Raw genomic sequence first — 23003 nt, forward strand, 5'->3', positions numbered from 1 at the left:
TATAGCGCCGCTTGGCCGCCGAGCCGGCGTCGGCGGCGCGCATGGCGTTCAGGTGGCGGTGTTCGCGCAGCGCGCGATGCGCCGCATTCCGCCGCCGGGCCCGCCACGACGGGCTCCTGGCGCGCGAGCCGCCCGCAAAAGCGGATCCCCCGTCGCCGGGGGATCCAGGGGCCGAACTTGCCGATGCGGTCGTTTCAGCTGACCACGCCGCCGTCGCCGTCCTTCTTGCCGCGGCGGAAGAAGCCCAGGATCTTGCCGAAGAAAGCGCCGATCACCAGCACCAGCGGGATCAGCAGTTTCTTCAGGCCCAGCAGCAGCACGCCGATCTTGCCGAACAGGCCGGCCTTGGCGGCGATGCCGCCGCCGACCAGCGCCGCCAAGCCGTAGGCCGCGGTCTTGTCGGTGCTGGAGTCGTAATCGGCGTAGCGCGCGCCCTGGTCGAACTCGACCGAAGGCAGCAACTGCTGCATGCCGGTGCGGACCTGGCCGAGCTCGCCCATGCCGGCCACGGCATTGAGACTGAGGTAGCCGCGACGGCCGAGCACGCGGATGTCGTAGTTGAGGGTGTGATTCTCGCTGCCCTCGAACGCGAGCTCCTTGGCCCAGTACAGCTTCTTGGCGCTGGCGTCGTAGTGCGGCGGCTCCGCCCAGCCGATCAGGTCGATGCCGCCGTAACCGGCTTCGCGGCGCTCCTTGCTGCCCTCCTTGGCCTCGTCCTTCATGTCCTGCAGCATTTCGGTGTAGTCGATCTTGGCCGCGTCCTCGTCGGACACATAGCCTTCGTCGGCATAGGTCACCACCACCGCCCAGCCCTTGTCGCCGAGCAGGTCGCCGTCGCGCGGCACCACCATGCCCAGCACGTCGGCGTCGGGCGGATTGCCCCACAGCTGCTCCAGCACCTTGCGCGCGTCGGCCGAGTCCAGATAACGGAACTCCTTGCCCAGGTTCATATGCGCCTGCGCCTTGGCGATGGCGACCTGGCCGTCGCGGTACTGCAGCGACTTCAAGACTTGCTCGGCCTGCTGCTGAGCGGCCTTGCGCTCGGCTTCCGACGGTTCCTGGGCATGCGCGCCCGCCGATACGGCCAGCAGGCCGACCAGCATCCACTTCAACATTCGAATTCCCCTAGCGTAAACGGGCGTCCCCACGCCCCGGGCGCTAGTGTCTCCCGCGCACTCGCGCACGGGCAAGGCCGCGCGCACCGGTTCGGCGCAAAAAACGCCGCGAATCCGCTGCGCTAGCGCGCGCCGAGGAATTCCAGCGCGGCGGCGGCGGTGTGGAAGGAGCCGAACACCAGGATGCGGTCGCCGGCTTGCGCGCGCGCGAGCGCGGCGGCCAGCGCGGTGGCGACGTCGGCGTGGCGCGCGCCCTGGCCCGCCGCGCTGCCGTGCAGGCGCTGGGCGAAGGCGTGCACGTCGACGCCGCGCGGGCCGCTGTCGGCCAGGCCGGCCAGATGCCATTCGTCGACGCGCCCGGCCAAGGCCGCGACCACGCCGACGGCGTCCTTGTCGGCCAGCGCGGCGAACACCGCGCGCACCCGGCCCGCGGCCGGCGCGGCCGCCAGCCAGGCCGCCAGCTCGCGCGCGGCCTGCGGGTTGTGGCCGACGTCGACCAGCACCTCCACGCCGCCGCGCTCGAAGCGCTGCAGGCGGCCGGGCACATGCGCGCGCGCCACGCCTTCGGCGATCTGGGCCTTGTTGGGCGCGCCGCCCAGCGCGCGCAGCGCGGCGATCGCGACCGCGGCGTTGCGCAGCTGCGCCGGAGCGATCAGCCGCGGCATCGGCAGCTCGGCGCGGTAGCCGACTTCGCGCCAGCGCCACTGCGGCTCGGCGTCGATCTGAACCGGCAAGGCTTCGAAGAAAAAGTCGCAGTTCGCGCGCACCGCCGAGGCGCCGATCGCGTAGGCGTGGCGCAGCACGCTCGAGGGCGGGTCGTCGTCGCCCAGCACCAGCGGCTTCCAGGCGCGCGCGATGCCGGCCTTCTCGTAGCCGATGCTCTCGCGGTCGTCGCCGAGGTAGTCCTGATGGTCCAGGTCGACGGTGGTGATCACCGCCACGTCGGGATCGACGATGTTGGTCGCGTCCAGGCGCCCGCCCAGGCCGACTTCGAGGATCGCCAGATCGAGTTCGGCGCGCTCGAACAGCCACAGCGCGGCCAGGGTGCCGTACTCGAAATAGGTCAGGGCGATTTCGTCGTCGCGCAGGCGCGCGGCTTCGATCGCCTCGAAGGCGGCGATCAGCGCCGCGTCGTCGGCGTCGCCGCCGTCGATGCGCACGCGCTCGTTGTAGGCCAGCAGGTGCGGCGAGGTGTAGGCGCCGACGCGCTTGCCGGCGGCGCGCGCGATCGCCTCGATGAAGGCCACCGTAGAGCCCTTGCCGTTGGTGCCGCCTACCGTGATCACCTTCCGGGCCGGGCGTTTCAGGCCCAGGCGGGCGGCGACCGCGCGGATCCGGTCCAGGCCCATGTCGATGGACTTGGGGTGGATGCGTTCGATGTGGGAGAGCCAGTCGGCGAGCGTGCGTTGCATGGGCCTATTGTCGCCGATCCGACCTGCCGCAGGCAGGCTGGGGATGGGCGCCCCCCGCTACGGCAACGCTTCCAGCAATTCGAAGCGCACCGGCCGGCGCACCCGGCCGCTTACCGCCTCGCCGTCGCGATAGGCCGGCGCGAACCGCCAGCCGATCGCGGCCGCGAGCGCAGCCTGGTCGAATTCGGGATAGCCCGAGCTGCGTTCCACCCGCGCCTCGGCGACCCGCCCGCAGCGGTCTATGGTCAGCACCAGCGTCGAGACCCCGGACAGGCCCTGCTCCACCATCTCCGGCGGATAGACCGGCGGCTGCGCCGAGGGCGCGAACGCGGGATCGAAGGCCGGGCAGTCGGCGGGCATCGGCCCGGTCTCGTCACGCGATGGCGATGGCGATGGCGATGGCGATGGCGATGGAGTTTGCGCCGCGGCCGTCATGGCCAGCGGCAGCAGGACGGCTGCCAGCAGCGGTCGGGGTTTCATGGCGCTCCTTGTGATCGGCCGTATCGCCTATGGATGCCGCGCCCTGCGAGGCGCGGCATCCGGGCCGAGCTTACAGCGCCCGATGCACCGCCTCGCCGAACAGCAGGGTGTGGTGGCTGCAATCGTTGAGCCGGACCACGTCCAGGTGATCGACGTCGCGGCCTTCGAGCAGGTTGAGCGTGGTCGGCGCCTGGCGGAAGGTCCACAGCTTGGCCAGCGGAATGCCGAGCACCTGGCACAGCAGCACGCGGTTGACCGCGTCGTGGGCGACCACCAGCAGGGTGTCGTGTTCGCCCAGGCCCTCGGCCGCGCGCGCGAACGCCGGCCAGGCACGGTCGAGCACGTGCTGGATCGATTCGCCGCCGGGCATCAGCACCTCGTGCGGCGCATCGCGCCAGGCCTGCAGGCGTTCGCCGTCGCGCTCGCGGATCTCGCTGGCCAGCAAACCTTCCCAGCTGCCGTGGGCGATCTCCATCAGGCCCGGGTCCAGCTGCAGCGCGGACGCGCGCTCGGGTCCGAGCGCGAGCTCGGCGGTGCGGCGCGCGCGCACCAGCGGCGAGGCCACCGCGCGCGTGATCTCGACCTCGCGCAGGCGCTCGCCCAGCGCGATCGCCTGCGCTTCGCCGATCGGCGACAGCGGGATGTCTTCCTGCCCCTGGTAACGGCCTTCGGCGTTCCAGGGCGTTTCTCCGTGACGTGCAAGCAGGATGCGCATGTCAGACCTGCGCCAGCGAGAGGATGCCGGGGGTCGCGCGCAACGCGGCGAGCTGCTCCTCGGTGACCGGCTTGTCGACCGTGATCGCCGCGCGCGCCTGACCGTCGCCGGCCGCGCCCAGGGCGAAGTTCACGATGTTGACGCCGGCCGCGCCGAGCTGGCTGCCGACCAGGCCGATCATGCCGGGGCGGTCTTCGTTGCGCAGCAGCAGCACGTGCGCCTGCGGGTCGAACTCGATCTCGACGCCGTCCAGGCGGACCACGCGCGGGCCGCGGTGCAGGGTCGCTTCGATCTCGCGGGTGCGGTGTTCGCCGACCACGCGCAGCTTGAGCAGGCGGTCGAAACCGTCGCCGTCGCCGCCCAGGGTTTCGGCCACGGTCAGACCGCGCGCGGCGGCTTCCTGCAGGGCGTTGACCGGCGTGACGCGGCCGGAGGCGGTGCCGAGCAGGGCCGCGACCAGCAGGCGCGACAGCGGCCGCGTGTCGAGCGCGTCGGTGCGACCGGCGTAGGTGATTTCCAGGCGCGTCGGCGCCGGCACCAGGCGCGCGGCCAGGCGCCCCAGCGAGGACATCAGCGGCATCCACGGCCCGACTTCGCGCGCGGCTTCGGCGGTCAGCGGCGGCAGGTTGACGCAGCCGGCGACCGCGCCGGTGGCGACGAAGTCGATGATCTGGCGCGCCAGGATGGTGCTGACCGCCTGCTGCGCTTCGCTGGTGGACGCGCCCAGGTGCGGGGTCAGGATCAGCTTGGGGTTGGCGCGCAGCGGCGAGTCGGCCTGCAGCGGCTCGGTGGCGAAGGTGTCGAGCGCGGCGCCGGCGATGTGGCCCTCGTCGAGCAGGGTCAGCAGCGCGGTTTCGTCGACCAGGCCGCCGCGCGCGGCGTTGATGAGGTAGGCGCCCTTCTTCATCGCGCGCATGCGCGCTTCCGACAGCAGGTTGGTGGTTTCCTTGGTGCGCGGGATGTGCAGGGTGACCACGTCGGCCCAGGCCAGCAGCTCGTCCAGGGTCTTGAGCGGCACGCTGCCCTTGCCGGCCGCGGACGCGGGCAGGAAAGGATCGTAGGCGGCCACTTCCATGCCGATGCCCTGGGCCTTGCGCGCCACCGTGCCGCCGATCCGGCCCAGCCCGATCACGCCCAGCTTCTTGCCCTCCAGCTCGAAGCCGGTCAGGCCGGCCTTGGGCCATTCGCCGGCCTTCATGCCGGCGTCGGCGCGCGGGATGTGGCGGGCCAGCGCGAACAGCAGCGAGATCGCGTGCTCGGCCGCGGCCAGGGTGTTGCCGTCGGGCGCGTTCATCACCGCGATGCCGCGCGCGGTGGCGGCGTCGACGTCGATGGTGTCCACGCCGGCGCCGGCGCGGCCGATCACGCGCAGCTGCTTGGCCTCGCGCAGGGCCTGCGCCGGCACCGCGGTGGCCGAACGCACCAGCACGGCGTCGACGTCGGCCAGCGCCAGGGCCAGCGCGTCGGGATCCTTGATCGGGGCGGGGGCGACGACCACGTCCCAGCCCGCCTCGCGGAACAGGGCCAGACCGTCTTCGTGGATGCCATCGCAGGCCAGTACTTTCATCGCAAGCTCCAGTGGGGAATGGGAGCGCGGAAAGCCTATGAGCCGGCACTGCGGGAACAGGTTGCGGCTACCGGCGGGCCCTGGAACGAGACGGGGACCCTGGGTAACGCGGCCGCGGTGAGGCGGCATCTGACACGGGTCGGGAGACGGGGCCGGCTGGCATGGGAATCCGCGACTGAGGGCGCAGAGTAGCAAAGCCGGGCGCGGTTGCAAGCGCCGCACCGGCGTCACCCTGCCGATGTGCCTGCCTAATCAATTCGCGACAGCCGTACGGACCACCGTCACAAAGCCACGAAATCTTAGTTTCGGCCTCACTCCGCGCCAACAAATTCCGCCCTAGGGTCGCAACGCCGGCAACGACGCCGGCGCATACGACGACAGGGAGTGGAAGATGCGAAAGAAGACCGCCTGGACCCTCGGCGTGCTGGCCGCGGCGACCATGGGCGCGGCGATCGCCGCGGTCGGGCCGACCGGCCCCGGCCAGTTCTATTACTACTACGACGACAACGGCGCCGTGGTCGGCTACCAGGCCATCGAGTGCGACGGCACCCGCACGTCCTGGGGCAAGTTCACCAAGAACTACGCCGACGGCTATTTCATCTGCGATCCGGATCCGCGCTGAGCCGATCCGCCGATCCGCCGCCGCGCAGGCCCCTCGATGCGCGCGCGACCCGCCCACCACCGCCATTCCGGCGCCCCGCCGCGCACCCGCGTCGCCCGCGCCGCATCCAAGGAGAAACACCCATGCGCAAGCGTCTCGTCATCGGCTTGGGCCTCGCCCTGACCGTCTACGCCACCGCCGCCCTCGCCCGCCCGCCGATCGCCGACGAGATCGGCGAGTTCTACGTCTACTTCGACGCCAACGGCCAGGTGGTCGGCGAGTCCTCGATGGACTGCGACGGCACCTACTACCAGTCCGGCGTGCTGACCTCGCGCTACAGCTCGGGGCATGCGTTCTGCCCGGGCGATTGATCCTCGGCCCTTGTTTCGACAGCGAAGGCCGGGCCGATGCCCGGCCTTCGCGTATGCGTTGTCCTGAGGTGGTAGCGCGTGGTCGCGATCGCGCCGCCATTGCGGTTTGCGCGCTTTCATGACGTGCGCAAGTCGCGAGATCCGGCCTGCGCAAGGGTGCGCGGTTTCGCGGTCGCGGCTTACGCGGCTCCTATCCCATGCGGACGTCGCGATTGGCGATTGCGCGCGGAAACGAAAAGGCCGGGCGATCGCCCGGCCTTTTCATGTTGCGATGCCTTTCGCCTTACTTCGGCGCGACGTTGAGTTCCTTCAACAGCTCCGGCGCCGGATAAACCTCCTGCATGATCCAGCGCATGTAGCGCTGATCGACCGCGATCATGCGGGTCATGGTCGGGTCGAACACCCAGTTGGAGCTCACCGATTCCCAGTTGCCGTCGAAGGCCAGGCCGACCAGCTTGCCGCTGCCGTCCAGCACCGGCGAACCGGAATTGCCGCCGGTGATATCGAGGTTGGACAGGAAGTTCACCGGCACCGTGCCCAGGCGCTTGTCGGCCAGGCCGCCGTAACGCTTGGCCGCGATCGCGTCGAGCAGGCTCTGCGGAGCGTCGAAGGGATCGCTGCCGGTGGCCTTGGCCGCGACTTCTTCCAGCTTGGTGAACGGCAGCTGCTTGCTGCCGTCGGTCTTGGTGTAGCCCATCACGTTGCCGAAGGTGATGCGCAGCGAGGAGTTCGCGTCCGGATACACGAACTGGCCCTTGCTCTTCTTGTAATCGGCCACCGCCTGCAGATAGAGCGGACGCGCGACCAGGATGTCGCCGGCGCGGGTCTTGCCCTCCTCTTCCAGCTTGAGCACGGTCGGCATGATCGCCACCGCCAGCTGGATCGCCGGGTCCTTGCTCTTGTCGAACGCGGCGCGGTCGGCCTGCATCAGGCTCATGCGCTGTTCGGTGCCGCCCAGCTTGGTCTTGGCCAGCTTGTCGAGCGCGCGCTTGATCGCCTTGTCGTCGGAACCGCCCAGCCACTTGTCGAGCGCGGGGATGCGCTGCGCGGCGGGCAGCTTGAGGTATTCGCCCAGCCAGTAGGCCTGCAGCTGGCGGTCCATCTTGGGATCGTAGCGGCGTTCCATCTGCTTCATCGCGCCCTCGAACGAAGGCAGGTCGCGCTGCTGGTAGCCCTGCTCGCGCTCGGGATCGGGCTTGGCGCGTTCGATCGACAAACGGTACAGCTGCAGCGCGGCGCCGATCGCGCCGGTGTTGCGGAACTGGCTGAACACCAGATCGCGTTCGCGGTTGGCGCGCGCCTGGTCGCCGATCCGAACCAGGGTGTCGTGCGCGGCCAGCGCCGGCTCGCCCTTGGCGCCCTGCTTGCGCAGCCATTCCAGCACCGCGGCGTCCTCGGCATGCTTCTTCTCGCTGGCGCCGATGCGCCGGAAGCCGTCGAGCTGGCCGTCGTAGTTCTTCATGGTGTTCTGCCAGCCGCGCACGGTGCTGGCGTACTTGACCGCGACGTCGGGGTTCTTGGCGCCTTCGGCCTGGACCATCGCGACCAGCTTCTTGTAGTGGCCGCCGACGGTGGGATAGGTCCACTGCGCGGTGTTGTCGAAGTCCTCGGACAGGGCGTAGCGGCTGGTCGAGCCCGGGTAGCCGGCGACCATGACGAAATCGCCCGCGCCCAGCGGCTGGGTGGCGATCTTCAGCCAATGCTTGGGCTGATAGGGCACGTTGTCGGCGGAGTAAGCGGCGGGCTTGCCGTCCTTGCCGACGTAGGCGCGGTAGAACGAGAAGTCGCCGGTGTGGCGCGGCCACATCCAGTTGTCGACTTCGCCGCCGTAGTTGCCGACGCTGCCGGGCGGCGCATAGACCAGGCGCACGTCCTTGATCTCGAGGTTGCGGAACAAGCGATAGACGTTGCCGCCGGAGAAGCTGTAAAGGCGGCAGCGGAAGCCGGCATCGGCCTCGCAGGCGGCGACCAGGCTTTTCTCGATGTTTTCCAGCGCGCGCGTGCGGCCGATCGCGTCCGGCGCGGCGGCGATCGCGTCCTTGACCTGCTGGGTCACGTCCTGGATCGAGTCCAGGGCGTAGATGCGCGCGTTCGGGCCGGCGGAGACTTCATCGCCCGGTGCGGCGGCGTTGAAGCCGTCGCGCATCAGGTTCTTTTCGGGCGTGGAGTTGAGCTGGATGGCGCCGTAGGCGCAATGGTGATTGGTCACCACCAGGCCCTTGGGCGATACGAAGCTGGCGGTGCAACCGCCCAGCGAGACCACCGCGCCCATCGGGTCGCCGGTAAGGTCGGCCAGCTGCTTGGCGTTCAACTTCAGCCCGGCCTTCTTCAGCGGGCCGGCGATCTCCGGCAACTGCTGCGGAACCCACATGCCCTCGCCCGCGTGCGCGAGGCCCGCGCCGAACGTTCCCGTCATCGCCATGGCCGCAGCCAACGCCGTATATCGCATGCAACACTCCTTACGCTGATCGACCGGCGAGTCTAGCCCGCCGGGGGTAATGCCCGGGCATGACGGAAGTCCTGCCCCGGCCATTCATACTTTGCCCAGGCGGCTCATTCGGCCGGCAGCTGCATTTCCTGCAGCAGGTGCGGCGCCGGATAGACCTTGGCCAGCAGCCAGCGCAGGTAGCGCATGTCGACGTGGATGGCGCGCTTGTAGCGCGGGTCGAACATCCAGCTGGCGCTGACCGCCTCCCAGTTGCTGTCGAAGTTCAGGCCGATCAGCTTGCCGTGCGCGTCCAGCACCGGCGAGCCGGAGTTGCCGCCGGTGGTGTCCAGGTTGGTCAGGAAATCGACGGTCTGGGTCTTGAGTTCGGGATCGGCGGTGCTGCCGAAATCGCCCTTGGCGATCGCCTCGCGCAGGGTCTGCGGCGCGTCGAACGGGGTCACGCCGGTGTGCTTCTCGGCGATGCCTTGCACCGTGGTGAGCGGGCGATAGCGCACGCCGTCGCGCGGGTCCATGGCACTGACCTTGCCGTAGCTCACGCGCAGGGTGGAGTTGGCGTCGGGATAGACCGCGCGGCCCTGCGATTTGCGGTAGCCGATCAGCGCGCGCATGTAGGCCGGGCGCAGGCGCAGCAGTTCGCCTTCGCGGGTCTTGCTCTCCTGCTCCAGGCGCAGCAGGGCCGGGGTCAGGGCGTCGGCGGCCTGCATCAGCGTGTCGGCGCTTTGCAACTGGCCGGCAGCGTCGAGCTTCATCGCCGCCAGGCGCTGGCTCTCGTCGCCGAGCCGGCTGCCCGCGTACAGCGCGGTCAGGCGCGCTTCGACCTCGGCCGGCGTGGCGCCGAACACGCGGTCGAACTCGGCCACGTGCTGCGCCGCCGGCAGCGCCAGGTATTGCTGCAGCAGATCGGCGAGCAGGCGTTGCTCGACCGCGGGCGCGTAGCGCCGCTGCACTTGCTTGAGCTGGCCTATCACCAAGGCCTCGTCGCGCTGCTGGTAACCCGACTCGCGCTGGGCATCGGGCTTGGCGCGCTCCAGCGCCCAGCGCCGCAGGCTCAGGGCCGAACGCAGCAACTGGGTCTGGCCGCGGATCGCGCCCAGCAGCTGATCGCGCTCGCGCACCGCCGCGGCCTGCTCCAGCACCGCCTGCGCGGCGCGCACATCGGCCTGGATCGCGGCGGCGCCGGGCTGCTTGGCCAACCAGGCCAGCATCGCCGCCTCGTCTTCGGCGCGCACGCGCACCGCGTCGCTGCGGCGCAGGCCGTCGAGCTCGCCCTGGGCGCGCTTGAGGGTGTTCTTGGCGCTGGCGACCTGGGCCGCGTACAGCACTTTGGCCGCGGGATCCTGCGCGCTCGCGCGCTCGATCACGCCGATCAGGCGATCGAACAAAGCCACCCGCGAAGGCAGCTGCCATTCGATCTGCTGCTTGAACTCCGAGGCCATGCGATGGCGGAAGGTCACGCCCGGATAGCCGGCGAGCATGGCGTAGTCGCCCTCGCGCACCGGATCGGTGGAGACCTGCAGATGGCCCGGCGGCCGGTAGGGCACGTTGTCGGGCGAGTAGTCGGCCGGCTTGCCGTCGCGACCGACGTAGGCGCGCAGCAGGGTGAAGTCGCCGCTGTGGCGCGGCCAGACGAAGTTGTCGACCTCGTCGCCGTAGTTGCCGATGCTGTTGGGCGGCGCGTAGACCAGGCGGATGTCGCGCAGCTCGAGCTGGCGGATCAGGTAGAAGTCGGTGCCGTAGTACATGTTGGCGACGCTGCAGCGCACGCCCGGTTCGCGCTCGCACTCGGCCACCGCGGCCTTGGTCGCGGCGTCGACCGCGTCGTAGTAGGCGCGGCCGCGCTTGCCGCGCGCGCCGGCGAGGATGCGGTCGGTGATCTTGTCGAAACCGGTGGTGACCAGCACGCGGTAGTCGGGGTTGGCCGGCAGTTCGGCGGCGCGGTCGGCGGCGATGTAGCCCTGCCCGATCAGGTCGCGCTCGGGCTTGGAGTTGTACTGGATCACGCCGAAGGCGACGTGGTGGTTGGTCAACACCAGGCCGTCGGCGGAGACGAAGGCGCCGGTGGCGCCGCCGACCTTGACCACGGCGTTCATCGGCGGCTTGGCCAGTTCGGCCAGGTCGCCCGGCTGGCCCTGGAAGCCGGCCGCGCGCAGCTGGCCGGCGATCTCCGGCAGCTGCGACGGCATCCACATGCCTTCGTCGGAGTGGGCGGGCGCGGCGCACAAGGCCAGGGACAGGGCTAACAAACGGGGGCGCATGGTCGATCCGGATCGCTGGGAAGCGGCGACGATAGGCGATGCGGACCGGAGCGGGCAAACCCGGACGGCGCCCGGCGCGGGTCCGGGGCGTATAATTTCGGCCTCTTTCCGCGCCTCCGCGCGGCACCCGAAGGCATGCAACCCATGACGCAAACGATGAAGGCACTGGTCAAGCGCGAAGCCGGCAAGGGCATCTGGATGGAACAGGTGCCGGTTCCCGCGCCGGGCCCCAACGAGGTCCTGATCAAGCTCGAGAAGACCGCGATCTGCGGCACCGACCTGCACATCTACCTGTGGGACGAGTGGAGCCAGCGCACCATCCAGCCCGGCCTGGTGATCGGCCACGAGTTCGTCGGCCGCGTGGTCGAGCTCGGCGCCGGCGTGTCCAGCTACAGCCTGGGCCAGCGCGTCTCGGCCGAAGGCCACATCGTCTGCGGCCACTGCCGCAACTGCCGCGCCGGCCGCCAGCACCTGTGCCCGAACACCACCGGCATCGGCGTGAACCGCAACGGCGCCTTCGCCGAATACATCGTGATGCCGGCCAGCAACCTGTGGCCTATCCCGGACCAGATCCCCAGCGAGCTGGCCGCGTTCTTCGACCCCTACGGCAACGCCGCGCATTGCGCGCTGGAGTTCGACGTGGTCGGCGAGGACGTGCTGATCACCGGCGCGGGCCCGATCGGCATCATCGCCGCCGGCATCTGCAAGCACATCGGCGCGCGCAACGTGGTGGTCACCGACGTCAACGACTTCCGCCTCAAGCTGGCCGCCGACATGGGCGCCACGCGCGTGGTCAACGTCGCCAACCAGTCGCTCAAGGACGTGATGGCCGACCTGCACATGGAAGGCTTCGACGTCGGCCTGGAGATGAGCGGCAACCCGCGCGCCTTCAACGACATGCTCGAGTGCATGTACCACGGCGGCAAGATCGCGATGCTCGGCATCATGCCCAAGGGCGCGGGCGTGGACTGGGACAAGATCATCTTCAAGGGCCTGACCCTGCACGGCATGTACGGCCGCAAGATGTACGAGACCTGGTACAAGATGACCCAGCTGGTGCTGTCGGGTTTCCCGCTGGGCAAGGTGCTCACCCATCAGCTGCCGATCGACGACTTCCAGAAGGGTTTCGACCTGATGGAAACCGGCAAGGCCGGCAAGGTCGTGTTGAGCTGGAATTGACGAGAGCCGGGATTCGGGATTCGGGATTGGAGATTCGCAAAAGCGAACCTCACCGAACCCTCCCGCTTCGCTTTACCAATCCCTAATCCCCAATCTCGAATCCCGGCCTCTATGTCCCTGACCCAACGCTACGCCGACACCCTCGACGAGATCCGCGCCGCCGGGCTGTTCAAGTCCGAGCGCGTGATCACCAGCCCGCAGTCGGCCGAAATCACCCTGGCCGACGGGCGCACGGTGCTGAACTTCTGCGCCAACAACTACCTCGGCCTGGCCGACCATCCGGACGTGATCCAGGCCGCGAAGGACGCGCTGGACACGCACGGCTTCGGCATGGCCTCGGTGCGCTTCATCTGCGGCACCCAGGACCTGCACAAGCAGCTCGAGCGGACCATCGCCGACTTCTTCGGCACCGAAGACACGATCCTGTACGCGGCCTGCTTCGACGCCAACGGCGGCCTGTTCGAGCCGCTGCTGGACGAGAACGACGCGATCATCTCCGACGCGCTCAACCATGCCTCCATCATCGACGGCGTGCGCCTGTGCAAGGCCAAGCGCTTCCGCTACGCCAATTGCGACATGGCCGACCTGGAGAAGCAGCTGCAGGCCGCCGACGCCGCCGGCTGCAAGACCAAGCTGATCACCAGCGACGGCGTGTTCTCGATGGACGGCTTCATCGCCCCGCTGGACGAGATCGTGGCCCTGGCCAGGAAGTACGGCGCCCTGGTCCACATCGACGAATGCCATGCCACCGGCTTCCTCGGCGCCAGCGGCCGCGGCTCGGCCGAGGTCAAGGGCGCGATGGACGGAATCGACATCTACACCGGCACCCTGGGCAAGGCCATGGGCGGCGCGCTGGGCGGCTTCACCACCGCCCGCAAGGAAGTGATCGAGCTGCTGCGCCAGCGTTCGCGTCCCTACCTGTTCTCCAACTCGCTGCCGCCGCACGTGGTTGCGGCCGGCATCAAGGCCTTCGAGATGCTGTCGGCCGCCGGCGAGCTGCGCGAACGCCTGGCCGAGAACACCGCCTATTTCCGCGAGCGGATGACCCAGGCCGGTTTCGACATCAAGCCGGGCGTGCATCCGATCGCGCCGGTGATGCTGTACGACGCGCCGCTGGCGCAGAAGTTCGCCGCGCGCCTGCTCGAAGAAGGCATCTACGCGATCGGCTTCTTCTTCCCGGTGGTGCCGCAGGGCCAGGCGCGCATCCGCACCCAGATGTCGGCCGCGCACACGCGCGAGCACCTGGACCGCGCGATCGCGGCATTCGTGAAGATCGGCCGCGAACTGGGCGTGATCGCGGCCTAGGCCGCGCCGCGGCGCCGCAACGGCGCCGTTCGCTACCGGGCCGCCGCGCATGCGGCGGCCCGGCACGAATGCGGACCACGCGAACGCAACGTCCGCATGGTCCGCCATTACCGACTCACTGCGCGGCCGCCATTTCCAGCGCGCACTGCTGCAGGCTCTGGGTCAGCTGAGCGATGGCGATCTGGGCCTGGATCCGATTCGCCTGCGAGGTCGGCTGCTGCGCCAGCACCGCCAGGTTCATCTGCAGCTGCAGCGCCTCGATGCTGGCGAGTTCGCTGTAGGCCACGGCGCGCTCCTGCGGCGCACGGTGCACGAACTGGCCGTTATTGAGCGTGTCGGTGTTCTCCATCTTGAGCTGCATCACGGACATGTTCAGCAATTGCGCGCTGATCTGGGCCGAGATGAAAGCCTGACGCGCCTCGTTGACGCGACCGGCGCCGAGATGGATCTCGGCGATCTGGAACTGCATCTTCACCTGCATGAAGTTGAGCTGGGCCATTTGCAGTTGCTGATCGGCGCCGGCCGGGTCGGCCGCGGCCATGGGACTGGCGATCAGCATCAGCGACAACAGCAGGGCCTTGAAAGCGGATACCGCGGAACGTGCGTACTTCGACATCGTGTGCTCTCCTTGAGACGGGGGAACGCGCGCGGACGCGCGCGGCGTGACCGCGCCGGGCAAGGCCGGTGCGGGTCGCGATAAAGAAACAAAGGCTGTGCGCAACTGCATCGATGCCGGCGTCGTCGACGGATCGCAAGATCCGGGCCGGCTGGCCACCTCCTTGTGTCGATATCCGGGCCCTTCATGGGCCCGGCCGGCGCTGCGACGCGGTACGCGTCGCCTCAGCGCGGCGGTGGGGCGAGACTAGCCCAGGGATGCGACACGAAGCCAGTGCCCGCGTTGCCGCGTTCGATCGCGCAGTCGCCCCGCTCCGCTTTCACGCGCTCGCGCCCAATGGCGAACCCGCGATGGCGCGCTCGCGACTCGCCTAGACACATAGGGTGGTGGGGCCGGGCCCACCGTCGCGAATCCCAACAGTCGCAAATAAGCGGCGGGGTCGAGTTCGCCCGCCGCCGTCACGGCATGCGCCTACCTCAACGCTCGCGCGCGATGCGCCGGCGCTTGTCTTCCTTGCGCACCGGCGCCGGTGCGCCGGTGGCCACGCGCACGCCCTTGGCCTTCATCCAGGCATCGAACTCGTCGGCGGTCATACGCTTGCCGTTTTGTTCCATATGGAAGCGCCAGGGGGTGTTGTCGTGGCGGGTCTTGGGCTTGTAGTCCGCGGAGGCGGCGTCGCCGGCGCCGGCGCCAGCGCTCCCGCGCTTGCGCTTGTCGCGGCGTGCGGCGACCTGCTGCGTGCATGCGCCCAAGGGCGATGCCAGCGGCGAGCTCAAGGCTTCGCCGTGACCGAACGCGAGCAGGCCATCGGCCGTCGTGGCGGGGCGCCGTGCCAATTTCGGCGAGGCGGCGGTCGGGTCCAGCAGCAAGGCCACTTCGGCCTGCACGGCCGGGGCGGCACCGGTACCGCAAGGCAGCTCCTGCGCGCCCAGCCAGCCCGAACACAGCAGCAGCGGCAGCGCCATCGCGATCGTACGCATGTCGGTTCCTCCCCAAAGTCCAGCCGAAAGTGGCTAGGAGTCTAGGTGCGCGCATCGCAACTCAAAGGTGCCAAACGGTGCGCTCCGGCACAGTCCTGCGCAAGCGCGGGCGGCGATGTCGCGATAGCGGCGCGAGCGCACGCGGCGATACCGCAGCAGCGCACGTTTTTTTCGGGCCATCGACTGGTCGGTTCAGCCGACGCGCCGACGCGGCCGGCGCGATGCGCGCCTCAGCGCGAGAGTTGCGCGACTTCGGCGGCGCTGAGCATGCGCCACTGGCCCTTGCCGAGGTCGCCCAGCGCGAGTTCGCCGATCGCCACGCGCAGCAGCCGCAGCACGCCGATGTCGAACGCGGCCAACAGGCGCCGGATCTGGCGGTTGCGGCCTTCGTCGAGCACGATTTCCAGCCAGGCGTTCTTGCCGCCGCTGCGCAACAGCTGCACGGACTTGGCGCGCAACCACTCGCCCTCGGCGAGCCTGCCCGCGACCAGGGCCGCGAGGGTGGCCGGGTCGGGAATGGTGTCGATCTGGACGTGGTAGGTCTTGTCCGGGCCGCGCTCGGGATCGGTGATGCGCGCGGCCCACTCGGGGTCGTTGCAGAACAGCAGCAGGCCTTCGCTGGCCTGGTCCAGGCGGCCCACCGGCGCCAGCCAGGGCAAGGGCACGCCCTGCCACTGGGCGCCGTCGAAGCAGCGGTAGACGGTGTCGCGGCCGCGCTCGTCGCGGGCGCTGGTGACTAGGCCGCGCGGCTTGTTGAGCATCAGGTACAGGCGCGGCGCCTGGTCGATGTCGCGGCCGTCGACGGCGATGCGCGGACGGCCGCGCTGGGCGCTGGAAATGGGGAACTCGGGGTCGCGCACCACCCGGCCGTCGACCGCGACCCGGCCGGCGGCGATCCAGCGCGCGGCTTCGCTGCGCGAGCACAGTCCCTGCTTGGACAGCACGCGGGCGAGGCCGTGACGGGGTGTGGCGGTCATGACGACGGCCGCGCGCGGCGCGGCTTCAGAGATAAGGATGCGGGACGGAACGCGCGCGGACGCGGCGTTTACTTCTTCTTGCCCTTCTTCTCGTCCTTGGGCGCTTCGACCACGGGGGCCGGCGCCGGCGCGGGCGCAGCCGCTCCGGGCGCGCCCTTGGCCACGCGCACGCCCTTGGCCTTCATCCAGGCGCTGAATTCGTCGGCGGTCATGCGCTTGCCGCCCTGGCTCATGTCGAAGCGCCAGGGCGTGTTGTCGAACTGGGTCTTGGGCTTGTACGCGGCCGGATCGTTGGAGCTGGGCATGCCGCCCGCGGCCGGCTTGGCGTTGGCCAGGTGGCAGCCTTCGATGCGCATGCGCAGCAGCACGCGGTCCACCGACAGGGATTCGTCCAGGGCCTGCGAGAGCACGCCGGTCGGCGAGCCGAGCTGATAGCTGGGGGCGACCAGTTCCGGGGCGATCGGCGCGATCACGGTCGGCTGCACCGGCAGCGCGGGCGCGGTGATCGAGCCGCAGCTGCCGACTTCGGCTTGGGCGATCGTAGCGATGAACAGCAGCGGCGCTGCAGCTAGGACACGATGCATGGCGAACTTCCTCCCGGTCTGGCCCGTCGCGATGTCCCGACGGGGTCCGGACACGACCCGGGCAGTGTAGGCGCGGGGGGCGGATCGGACAACCGCGCATGCGTGCGCAAGCGGCCGTTTCGCCGTTGCGATCACATTCCGCGCCACGGCGCGCAAAAAGACGAAGCCCGGCACTGGGCCGGGCTTCGTGTGTTGCGGCGGGTTCCGAGGAACCGGCTGGCGCCCCTTAGTTCTGGGAGTTCAGCTCGGTGCGACGGTTGGTCTCGCTCTTGCAGCCCGGGAACGCCTGGCCCTTGTCTTCCAGCGGACGGCTCTCGCCGTAGCCGTTCGGACCGCCCAGACGCGACGCTTCCACGCCGTTGCTGGTCAGGTAGTCGTACACGGTCTGAGCGCGACGCTCGGACAGCTTCTGGTTGTAGGCGTCCTTACCGCACTGGTCGGTGTGACCGGCGACTTCGACGCGCAGCGACGGGTTGCGCTTCAGGATCTCGACGGCCTCGTTGAGGATGGCGGTCGAATCCGGACGCAGCGTGGCCTTGTCGAAATCGAAGTTCACGCCCTTCAGGTCGATCGAGACCGGCACCGGGCAGCCGTCCGGACCGATGGTCTGGCCAGCCTGCGAACCGGGGCACTTGTCGTCGCAGTTGTTCACGCCATCGCCATCGTCGTCCTTGTCGGCGCAGTTCGGCGCGACTTCCGGAGCCGGCGGCGGCGGCGGAGCGGCTTCCGGGCCCAGCGGGACGATGATGCCGACCGAAGCCAGCACGTCGCCGAACCAGTCTTCCTGCGGAGCGGAAACGCTGGTGTCGTCGAAGTCGGCGCGGTAAGCCAGCTCGGTACGGATACCGACGCGGCCCAGGTCGCCCTGGATGCCCAGGCCGACCTTGGCGGCCAGGTTGCCGTCTTCACGGCGGCCCGGCGAGTTCGGCGACGGGAAGTTGTTGAACTCTTCTTCCGAACGCTGGTAGCCGATGCCCAGCAGGGCGTACGGGTTCCAGTTGCGGCCTTCGGTGATGAAGTGGCGGCGGAAGTCCAGCGAGACGCCGTACTGGCTCCAGGCCAGATTCTGGTTGGCGTCGTTCTTCGGGTGCTGATAGTTCAGCTCGCCGTCGACGGACCAGGTGGGGCTGATGAACTTGCCCACGCCCAGGCCCAGGAACGGCGCGTTGCGGGTGCCGCGGTCGTTGTCCTGCAGGTTCATGCCGGCCGAGCCGGTGATGTACCAGCGGTCGTCGAAATCCTGCGCACTGGCCGCCTGGGCAAACGCCAAGCCCGCCAACAGTGCGGTGCTCAACAAACGGATCTTCATCTCTAACTCCTTCAGATCAGTAGGAACGGTTTGATTCACGGCGGAAACGCGTGACAGGGACCCGGTCTGGCGCGGTCGCTCCGGCAGGCGGTCACTGGCGGGGCAGATCATACACTGTCAAGACGATTGTTAATACCACTTAACGTTATTTCTTAACAAAGCCACATAAACGAACGAAGCCCGGCACAAGGCCGGGCTTCGTGGGTCTTGCATCGGGTTCCGGAGAACCCGCCGTCCTTAGTTCTGGACGTTCAGCTCGGTGCGGCGGTTCTTCTCGCTCTTACAAGCCGGGAAGGCCTGGCCCAGGTCTTCCAGCGGACGGCTTTCGCCGTAGCCGTTCGGACCCGACAGACGCGCGGCGTCGACGCCGTTGCTGGTCAGGTAGTCGTAAGCGGCGCGGGCGCGACGCTCGGACAGCTTCTGGTTGTAAGCGTCCTTACCGCACTGGTCGGTGTGACCGGCGACTTCGACCTTCAGCTCGGGATAGCGCTTCAGGATCTCGGCGGCTTCGTTCAGGATCGTCACCGCGTCGGGACGCAGCGTGGCCTTGTCGAAGTCGAAGTTCACGCCCTTCAGGTCGATCGAGACCGGCACCGGGCAGCCGTCCGGACCGATGGTCTGGCCAGCCTGCGAACCGGGGCACTTGTCGTCGCAGTTGTTCACGCCGTCGCCGTCGTCGTCCTGATCGGCGCAGTTCGGCGCGACGACCGGAGCCGGAGCGACCGGAGCGGTGGCTTCCGGGCCCAGCGGAACGATGATGCCGACCGAAGCCAGCACGTCGCCGAACCAGTCTTCCTGCGGAGCGGAAACGCTGGTGTCGTCGAAGTCGGCGCGGTAGGCCAGCTCGGTACGGATACCGACGCGGCCCAGGTCGCCCTGGATGCCCAGACCGACCTTGGCGGCCAGGTTGCCGTCTTCACGGCGGCCCGGCGAGTTCGGCGACGGGAAGTTGTTGAACTCTTCTTCCGAACGCTGGTAGCCGATGCCCAGCAGGGCGTACGGGTTCCAGTTGCGGCCTTCGGTGATGAAGTGACGACGGAAGTCCAGCGAGACGCCGTACTGGCTCCACGACAGGTCCTGATCGGCGTCGAACTTCGGGTGCTGATAGTTCAGCTCGCCGTCGACGGACCAGTTCGGGCTGATGAACTTGCCCACGCCCAGGCCCACGAAGGGTGCGTTACGGGTGCCGCGGTCGTTGTCCTGCAGGTTCATGCCGGCCGAGCCGGTGATGTACCAGCGGTCGTCGAAATCCTGCGCGCTGGCCGCCTGGGCCAGACTCAGGCCACCCAGCAGGGCGGCGCAGAGGAGTTTCTTATTCATTTGTTATAGCTCCTTGGTTCAGAAAAATTGGAAACCGCGTCTGCGAGGTTCCTACCAATTCAGGACAGCCGCCTTCCGACGCCATCCCGCGCAGGTTAGGTTTGCCTATGTGAAAGCCATGTTAACAGGCATCTAACAATCGCGGCGGCATCCGTGGTAAACGCGGGCACCGCCACAAACGTGAATCAGGACTGAAACAGGGCAAGGAAGCGGGTGATCGGCAGCGCGTCCAGCCGTTCCGGGTCCCGGGCCAGGGCGCAGAGTGTATCGGCCTGGGCGGGCGATAGCCGGGCGCGGATCGCAGTCTCGAACTTGGCGATCAGCAAGGGCAGGCCCTCGGCGCGGCGGCGGCGGTGGCCGACGGGGTAATCCACCGACACCGCTTCGGTGGCGCTGCCGTCGTCGAAGTGCACCTGCACGCCGTTGCCGATGTAGCGCTTGTCGGGATCGTGGTAGTCGCGGGTGTAGCGCGGGTCCTCGGTCACCGTCATCTTCTCGCGCAGGGCGTCGATGCGCGGATCGGCGGCGACCGCGTCGCCGTAGTCATCGGCTTCCAGCCGGCCGTGGATCAGCGGCACCGCGACCATGTACTGCAGGCAATGGTCGCGATCGGCGTAGTTGGCCAGCGGCCCGGTCTTGTCGATGATGCGGCGCGCGGCCTCCTGGGTGCGCAGGTCGATGCGCGCGATGCGGTCGAGCCGGTCGCGGACCTGCGGATGCAGGCGCAGCGCGCATTCGACCGCGGTCTGGGCGTGGAACTCGGCCGGGTAGCTGATCTTGAACAGCACGTTCTCCATCACATAGCTGCCGAAGGGGCGTTCGAATTCGAACGGCCGCCCGCGCATGGCGACGTCGTAGAAGCCCCAGGTCGGCGCGCTCAGCGCGCTGGGATAGCCGACCTCGCCCTTGACCGCGTTCAGCGCATGCACGACCGCGCGCCGGCAGGCGTCGCCGGCGGCCCAGCTCTTGCGCGGGCCGGTGTTGGGCGCATGCCGATAACTGCGCAGCGCGCCGTTGTCGACCCAGGCCTGCGAGATCGCGCTCTGGATCGCCTCGCGATCGCCGCCCAGCATGCGCGTGGCGAGCGCAGTAGAGGCCAGGCGCACCAGGATCACGTGATCCAGCCCGACCCGGTTGAAAGCGTTGCGCAAGGCGTAGCCACCCTGGATCTCGTGGGCCTTGATCGCGTGGCCGAGCAGCTCGCGCACGCTCGGGCCGTGGCCGCCCGCGGCCTCGGCGCGCCGGCCCAGGTAGTCGGCCAGCGCGAGCAGCGTGCCGAGGTTGTCGGAAGGATGGCCCCATTCGGCGGCCAGCCAGGTGTCGTTGAAATCCAGCCAGCGGATCTGGGTGCCGATGTTGTAGGCGGCCTGGGCCGGGTCGAGTTCGTAGGCGGTGTACGGCACGCGCGCGCCGCCGTGCAGGTCCGCGCCCGGCACCAGCGGCCCCAGGTGCGCGACGCAGGCCGGGTGCGCCATCGCCAGCGCGGCGCAGGCCAGCGAATCCAGCAGCATGACGCGTGCGGTGGCGTAGGCCTCGTCGGAATCGATGCGGTAGTCGAGCACGTAGTCGGCGATCTCGCGCATCGGCGGGTCGTAGTCCGGGCGGACGGCGGAGCGGGGATCGGCGTGGCTCATGAGGGACGGCGGCGATGGGCGGAAGGCGCAGTCTGCGGCGCGGCGTGTGCGGCCGGCGCGAACGCCGGGGCGGCATTTGACGCCAAGGACGGAACGCAGCGAGCGGCGCAGCGCGCTGGTGTTTGCGCCCCCGCGGGATCACCCTTCCGGCATGGACATTCCGACCCGCCTGCCCACCCTGTTCCTGTCCCACGGCTCGCCGATGCTGGCGATCGAGGATTCCGCCGCCGGCCGTTTCCTGGACGGGCTCGGCGCGCAGCTGCCGTGGCCGAAGGCGATCGTGGTCGCCTCGGCCCACTTCATGACCGACCGCCCGATGCTGGGCGGGCACGCGCAGCCGCACACCGTGCACGACTTCGGCGGCTTCCCGGCGCCGCTGTATCGGATCCAGTATCCGGCCCCGGGCGATCCGGAGCTGGCCGAAGCGATCCGCGCGCGCCTGGAGGACGCCGGCCTGCGCCCCAAGGTGCGCGAGGCGCACGGCCTGGACCACGGCGTCTGGGTGCCGTTGCGGCGCATGTACCCGCAGGCCGGCATCCCGGTGGTGCCGCTGTCGGTGATGCCGCACGGCGACGCGGCCCAGCACTACGCCTTGGGCGCGGCCCTGGCGCCGCTGCGCGAGGAAGGCGTGCTGGTAATCGGCTCGGGCGGCTTCGTGCACAACCTGGGCGATCTGGACTGGCAGCACCGCGACGCGCCGCTGGCGCCGTGGGCGCGCGAGTTCGGCCAGTGGATGCACGCGCGCCTGGATGCGCACGACCACGCCGCGCTGATGGACTGGCAGGCGCAGGCGCCGCACGCGCGCCACGCGCACCCTACGGTCGAGCATCTGATGCCGCTGTTCGTGGCCCTGGGCGCGGCCGGCGCCCAGGCCTCGGTGCGCACGATCCATCGTTCGCACGAGATGGGGTCGTTGGCCTTGGATGCGTTTGCGTTCGATTAAGGCGGGAGAGCGAATCCCCCTTCGCAAGGGGGAGCATCAGCAGGGAATCGTCGCCACCGCTTTCTGTGGGAGCGGCGTAAGCCGCGATGGCGCGCCGACGAAGCCTGCATCGCATGTGGGGCTCGATCGCGGCTTACGCCGCTCCCACAGAGAGCCGTTGCCGCTACTCGAGTAGCGCAGCGGCGCGATGCGGGTCTGGCGGCCGCTAGGGCACCGACAGTTCGTACTGCTCCCACGGCGGATGCTCGCCGAAGCGTTCGGCGAGGAAGTCGCTGAAGGCGCGCACGCGCGGCGGGATCAGGCGCCGCTGCGGCATCACCGCATAGATGCCGGATTCGGCGACGCCGTAGTCCGGCATCACCGCCACCAGGCGTTTCGCGCGCAGGTCCTCGTTGACGTGCCAGGTCGAATGCAGGGCGATGCCCAGGCCGGCGACCGCGGCGTCGCGCAGCAGTTCGCCCAGGTTGCTCTCGAAGCGCCCCGACACCCGCACCGCGAACTCGCGGCCGCTGCGGTCGTGCAGGCGCCACAGGTCCTGGCGGCCCTGGCTGCCGACCAGCATCAGGCAGTCGTGGCGCGCGAGCTCCTCGGGCGAGTTGGGCATGCCATGGCGGCGCACGTATTCGGGCGAGGCGCAGATCACGCGCCGATTCGGCGCCAGCTTGCGCGCGACCAGGCTGGAATCCTCGAGCGCGCCGATCCGGATCGCCAGGTCGAAGCCGGAGCTGACCAGATCCAGCAGCTGATCGTTGAGATTGACGCTGACCTTGACCCGCGGGTAGCGGGCCAGGAACTCGGGCAGCAGGGGCGACAGGTACTGGCGCCCGAACGAGGCCGAGGCGGTCAGGCGCAGGGTGCCGGCGACTTCGCTCGCGGCCTGGCGCAGGCCGCCGGTCAGCGCCTCCAGATCCTCGACCAGGGCCCGGCCCTGCTCGGCCAGGGCGGCGCCTTCGGGGGTGGCGTGCAGCTGGCGCGTGGTCCGGTGCAGCAGGCGCACGCCCAGGTCGCGTTCCAGCCGCTTCAGGCGCTGGCTGGCGACCGCGACCGACAGGTCCAGGCTGCGCGCGGCCGCGCTGATCGAGCCCAGATCGAGCACGCGCAGGAACAGGGCGAGGTCGCCGACTCGGTCCATGGCCGTTTATCAATCATTTGTTGAAACTGATTAGCCATCTTGGTGGTTTTTGCAGAAGA

20 protein-coding genes are annotated in these 23003 nt (G+C 69.3%); 5 read left to right on the forward strand and 15 right to left on the reverse strand.

What is annotated here, in order from left to right; all coding sequences use genetic code 11:
- Positions 1–194: 194 nt before the first annotated feature.
- The 5 genes from V1318_RS08935 to serA all read right to left on the reverse strand — a co-directional run bounded on the left by V1318_RS08935 (position 195) and on the right by serA (position 5289).
- A complete protein-coding gene (locus tag V1318_RS08935) occupies positions 195–1115 on the reverse strand; it encodes a DUF2167 domain-containing protein (protein ID WP_332939318.1) in 921 nt (306 codons plus the stop codon).
- A gap of 122 nt (positions 1116–1237) precedes the next feature.
- Positions 1238–2527, reverse strand: a complete 1290-nt coding sequence (gene folC / locus V1318_RS08940; protein WP_332939319.1) for a bifunctional tetrahydrofolate synthase/dihydrofolate synthase — start codon at positions 2525–2527, stop codon at positions 1238–1240.
- A gap of 57 nt (positions 2528–2584) precedes the next feature.
- Positions 2585–2887, reverse strand: coding sequence for an energy transducer TonB (locus V1318_RS08945; RefSeq protein ID WP_332939321.1), 303 nt, complete (start codon positions 2885–2887; stop codon positions 2585–2587).
- A gap of 190 nt (positions 2888–3077) precedes the next feature.
- A complete protein-coding gene (locus tag V1318_RS08950) occupies positions 3078–3722 on the reverse strand; it encodes a histidine phosphatase family protein (protein WP_332939322.1) in 645 nt (214 codons plus the stop codon).
- A gap of 1 nt (position 3723) precedes the next feature.
- Positions 3724–5289, reverse strand: coding sequence for a phosphoglycerate dehydrogenase (serA, locus tag V1318_RS08955; RefSeq protein WP_332939323.1), 1566 nt, complete (start codon positions 5287–5289; stop codon positions 3724–3726).
- Positions 5290–5680: 391 nt separating this feature from the next.
- On the opposite strand from serA, the gene V1318_RS08960 reads away from it, so the two are divergent.
- The gene (locus V1318_RS08960) at positions 5681–5911 is read left to right on the forward strand and encodes a DUF6289 family protein (protein ID WP_332939324.1); all 231 of its coding nucleotides are present in this window, start codon (positions 5681–5683) and stop codon (positions 5909–5911) included.
- Positions 5912–6033: 122 nt separating this feature from the next.
- A complete protein-coding gene (locus tag V1318_RS08965) occupies positions 6034–6261 on the forward strand; it encodes a DUF6289 family protein (protein WP_332939325.1) in 228 nt (75 codons plus the stop codon).
- Between the two features lie 283 nt (positions 6262–6544).
- Here the strand turns inward: V1318_RS08965 and V1318_RS08970 are convergent, their stop codons facing one another.
- A complete protein-coding gene (locus V1318_RS08970; RefSeq protein ID WP_332939558.1) occupies positions 6545–8683 on the reverse strand; it encodes a S46 family peptidase in 2139 nt (712 codons plus the stop codon).
- A gap of 131 nt (positions 8684–8814) precedes the next feature.
- A complete protein-coding gene (locus V1318_RS08975) occupies positions 8815–10965 on the reverse strand; it encodes a S46 family peptidase (protein ID WP_332939326.1) in 2151 nt (716 codons plus the stop codon).
- Between the two features lie 144 nt (positions 10966–11109).
- Here V1318_RS08975 and tdh point away from each other — a divergent pair, with 144 nt between their 5' ends.
- Together tdh and kbl are read left to right on the forward strand one after the other, a co-directional pair.
- The gene (tdh, locus tag V1318_RS08980) at positions 11110–12144 is read left to right on the forward strand and encodes an L-threonine 3-dehydrogenase (protein ID WP_332939327.1); all 1035 of its coding nucleotides are present in this window, start codon (positions 11110–11112) and stop codon (positions 12142–12144) included.
- Between the two features lie 111 nt (positions 12145–12255).
- Positions 12256–13449 (forward strand): glycine C-acetyltransferase, encoded by a 1194-nt coding sequence (gene kbl, locus V1318_RS08985; protein ID WP_332939328.1) that lies wholly within the window; start codon positions 12256–12258, stop codon positions 13447–13449.
- A gap of 115 nt (positions 13450–13564) precedes the next feature.
- On the opposite strand, the gene V1318_RS08990 is transcribed toward kbl, so the two are convergent.
- The 7 genes from V1318_RS08990 to V1318_RS09020 form a co-directional block, all read right to left on the reverse strand.
- Positions 13565–14065, reverse strand: a complete 501-nt coding sequence (locus V1318_RS08990) for a hypothetical protein (RefSeq protein WP_332939329.1) — start codon at positions 14063–14065, stop codon at positions 13565–13567.
- A gap of 476 nt (positions 14066–14541) precedes the next feature.
- Complete coding sequence (locus V1318_RS08995) at positions 14542–15045, reverse strand: hypothetical protein (RefSeq protein WP_332939330.1); 504 nt, start codon at positions 15043–15045, stop codon at positions 14542–14544.
- A 230-nt stretch (positions 15046–15275) separates the two neighbouring features.
- Positions 15276–16022: a pseudouridine synthase gene (locus tag V1318_RS09000; RefSeq protein ID WP_332939331.1), complete on the reverse strand. Its 747-nt coding sequence runs from the start codon at positions 16020–16022 to the stop codon at positions 15276–15278.
- Between the two features lie 68 nt (positions 16023–16090).
- Positions 16091–16606, reverse strand: coding sequence for a hypothetical protein (locus V1318_RS09005; protein WP_332939332.1), 516 nt, complete (start codon positions 16604–16606; stop codon positions 16091–16093).
- 226 nt (positions 16607–16832) lie between these two features.
- Positions 16833–17915, reverse strand: a complete 1083-nt coding sequence (locus tag V1318_RS09010; RefSeq protein ID WP_332939333.1) for an OmpA family protein — start codon at positions 17913–17915, stop codon at positions 16833–16835.
- Between the two features lie 237 nt (positions 17916–18152).
- Positions 18153–19235, reverse strand: a complete 1083-nt coding sequence (locus V1318_RS09015; protein ID WP_332939334.1) for an OmpA family protein — start codon at positions 19233–19235, stop codon at positions 18153–18155.
- Positions 19236–19420: 185 nt separating this feature from the next.
- Positions 19421–20869, reverse strand: a complete 1449-nt coding sequence (locus V1318_RS09020; RefSeq protein ID WP_332939335.1) for a bifunctional 2-methylcitrate dehydratase/aconitate hydratase — start codon at positions 20867–20869, stop codon at positions 19421–19423.
- Between the two features lie 151 nt (positions 20870–21020).
- Here V1318_RS09020 and V1318_RS09025 point away from each other — a divergent pair, with 151 nt between their 5' ends.
- Positions 21021–21812, forward strand: a complete 792-nt coding sequence (locus tag V1318_RS09025) for a class III extradiol ring-cleavage dioxygenase (protein WP_332939336.1) — start codon at positions 21021–21023, stop codon at positions 21810–21812.
- Between the two features lie 205 nt (positions 21813–22017).
- On the opposite strand, the gene V1318_RS09030 is transcribed toward V1318_RS09025, so the two are convergent.
- Positions 22018–22944 (reverse strand): LysR family transcriptional regulator, encoded by a 927-nt coding sequence (locus V1318_RS09030; protein ID WP_332939337.1) that lies wholly within the window; start codon positions 22942–22944, stop codon positions 22018–22020.
- Between the last annotated feature and the right edge of the window lie 59 nt (positions 22945–23003).

This window comes from Lysobacter sp. CCNWLW3 (assembly GCF_036697405.1).
In the GTDB taxonomy this organism is placed as follows: Bacteria; Pseudomonadota; Gammaproteobacteria; order Xanthomonadales; family Xanthomonadaceae; genus Lysobacter.

What these genes read in the sequence shown, in the direction of transcription:
- V1318_RS09000 (WP_332939331.1), bottom strand. Translation starts at nt 16,022, where the DNA reads ATGACCGCCACACCCCGTCACGGCCTCGCCCGCGTGCTGTCCAAGCAG.
- V1318_RS09030 (WP_332939337.1), bottom strand. Translation starts at nt 22,944, where the DNA reads ATGGACCGAGTCGGCGACCTCGCCCTGTTCCTGCGCGTGCTCGATCTG.
- V1318_RS09005 (WP_332939332.1), bottom strand. Translation starts at nt 16,606, where the DNA reads ATGCATCGTGTCCTAGCTGCAGCGCCGCTGCTGTTCATCGCTACGATC.
- V1318_RS09010 (WP_332939333.1), bottom strand. Translation starts at nt 17,915, where the DNA reads ATGAAGATCCGTTTGTTGAGCACCGCACTGTTGGCGGGCTTGGCGTTT.
- tdh (WP_332939327.1), top strand. Translation starts at nt 11,110, where the DNA reads ATGACGCAAACGATGAAGGCACTGGTCAAGCGCGAAGCCGGCAAGGGC.
- V1318_RS08950 (WP_332939322.1), bottom strand. Translation starts at nt 3,722, where the DNA reads ATGCGCATCCTGCTTGCACGTCACGGAGAAACGCCCTGGAACGCCGAA.
- V1318_RS09015 (WP_332939334.1), bottom strand. Translation starts at nt 19,235, where the DNA reads ATGAATAAGAAACTCCTCTGCGCCGCCCTGCTGGGTGGCCTGAGTCTG.
- V1318_RS08960 (WP_332939324.1), top strand. Translation starts at nt 5,681, where the DNA reads ATGCGAAAGAAGACCGCCTGGACCCTCGGCGTGCTGGCCGCGGCGACC.
- V1318_RS08945 (WP_332939321.1), bottom strand. Translation starts at nt 2,887, where the DNA reads ATGCCCGCCGACTGCCCGGCCTTCGATCCCGCGTTCGCGCCCTCGGCG.
- V1318_RS08935 (WP_332939318.1), bottom strand. Translation starts at nt 1,115, where the DNA reads ATGTTGAAGTGGATGCTGGTCGGCCTGCTGGCCGTATCGGCGGGCGCG.
- V1318_RS09025 (WP_332939336.1), top strand. Translation starts at nt 21,021, where the DNA reads ATGGACATTCCGACCCGCCTGCCCACCCTGTTCCTGTCCCACGGCTCG.
- serA (WP_332939323.1), bottom strand. Translation starts at nt 5,289, where the DNA reads ATGAAAGTACTGGCCTGCGATGGCATCCACGAAGACGGTCTGGCCCTG.
- folC (WP_332939319.1), bottom strand. Translation starts at nt 2,527, where the DNA reads ATGCAACGCACGCTCGCCGACTGGCTCTCCCACATCGAACGCATCCAC.
- kbl (WP_332939328.1), top strand. Translation starts at nt 12,256, where the DNA reads ATGTCCCTGACCCAACGCTACGCCGACACCCTCGACGAGATCCGCGCC.
- V1318_RS08995 (WP_332939330.1), bottom strand. Translation starts at nt 15,045, where the DNA reads ATGCGTACGATCGCGATGGCGCTGCCGCTGCTGCTGTGTTCGGGCTGG.
- V1318_RS08965 (WP_332939325.1), top strand. Translation starts at nt 6,034, where the DNA reads ATGCGCAAGCGTCTCGTCATCGGCTTGGGCCTCGCCCTGACCGTCTAC.
- V1318_RS08990 (WP_332939329.1), bottom strand. Translation starts at nt 14,065, where the DNA reads ATGTCGAAGTACGCACGTTCCGCGGTATCCGCTTTCAAGGCCCTGCTG.
- V1318_RS09020 (WP_332939335.1), bottom strand. Translation starts at nt 20,869, where the DNA reads ATGAGCCACGCCGATCCCCGCTCCGCCGTCCGCCCGGACTACGACCCG.
- V1318_RS08975 (WP_332939326.1), bottom strand. Translation starts at nt 10,965, where the DNA reads ATGCGCCCCCGTTTGTTAGCCCTGTCCCTGGCCTTGTGCGCCGCGCCC.
- V1318_RS08970 (WP_332939558.1), bottom strand. Translation starts at nt 8,683, where the DNA reads ATGGCGATGACGGGAACGTTCGGCGCGGGCCTCGCGCACGCGGGCGAG.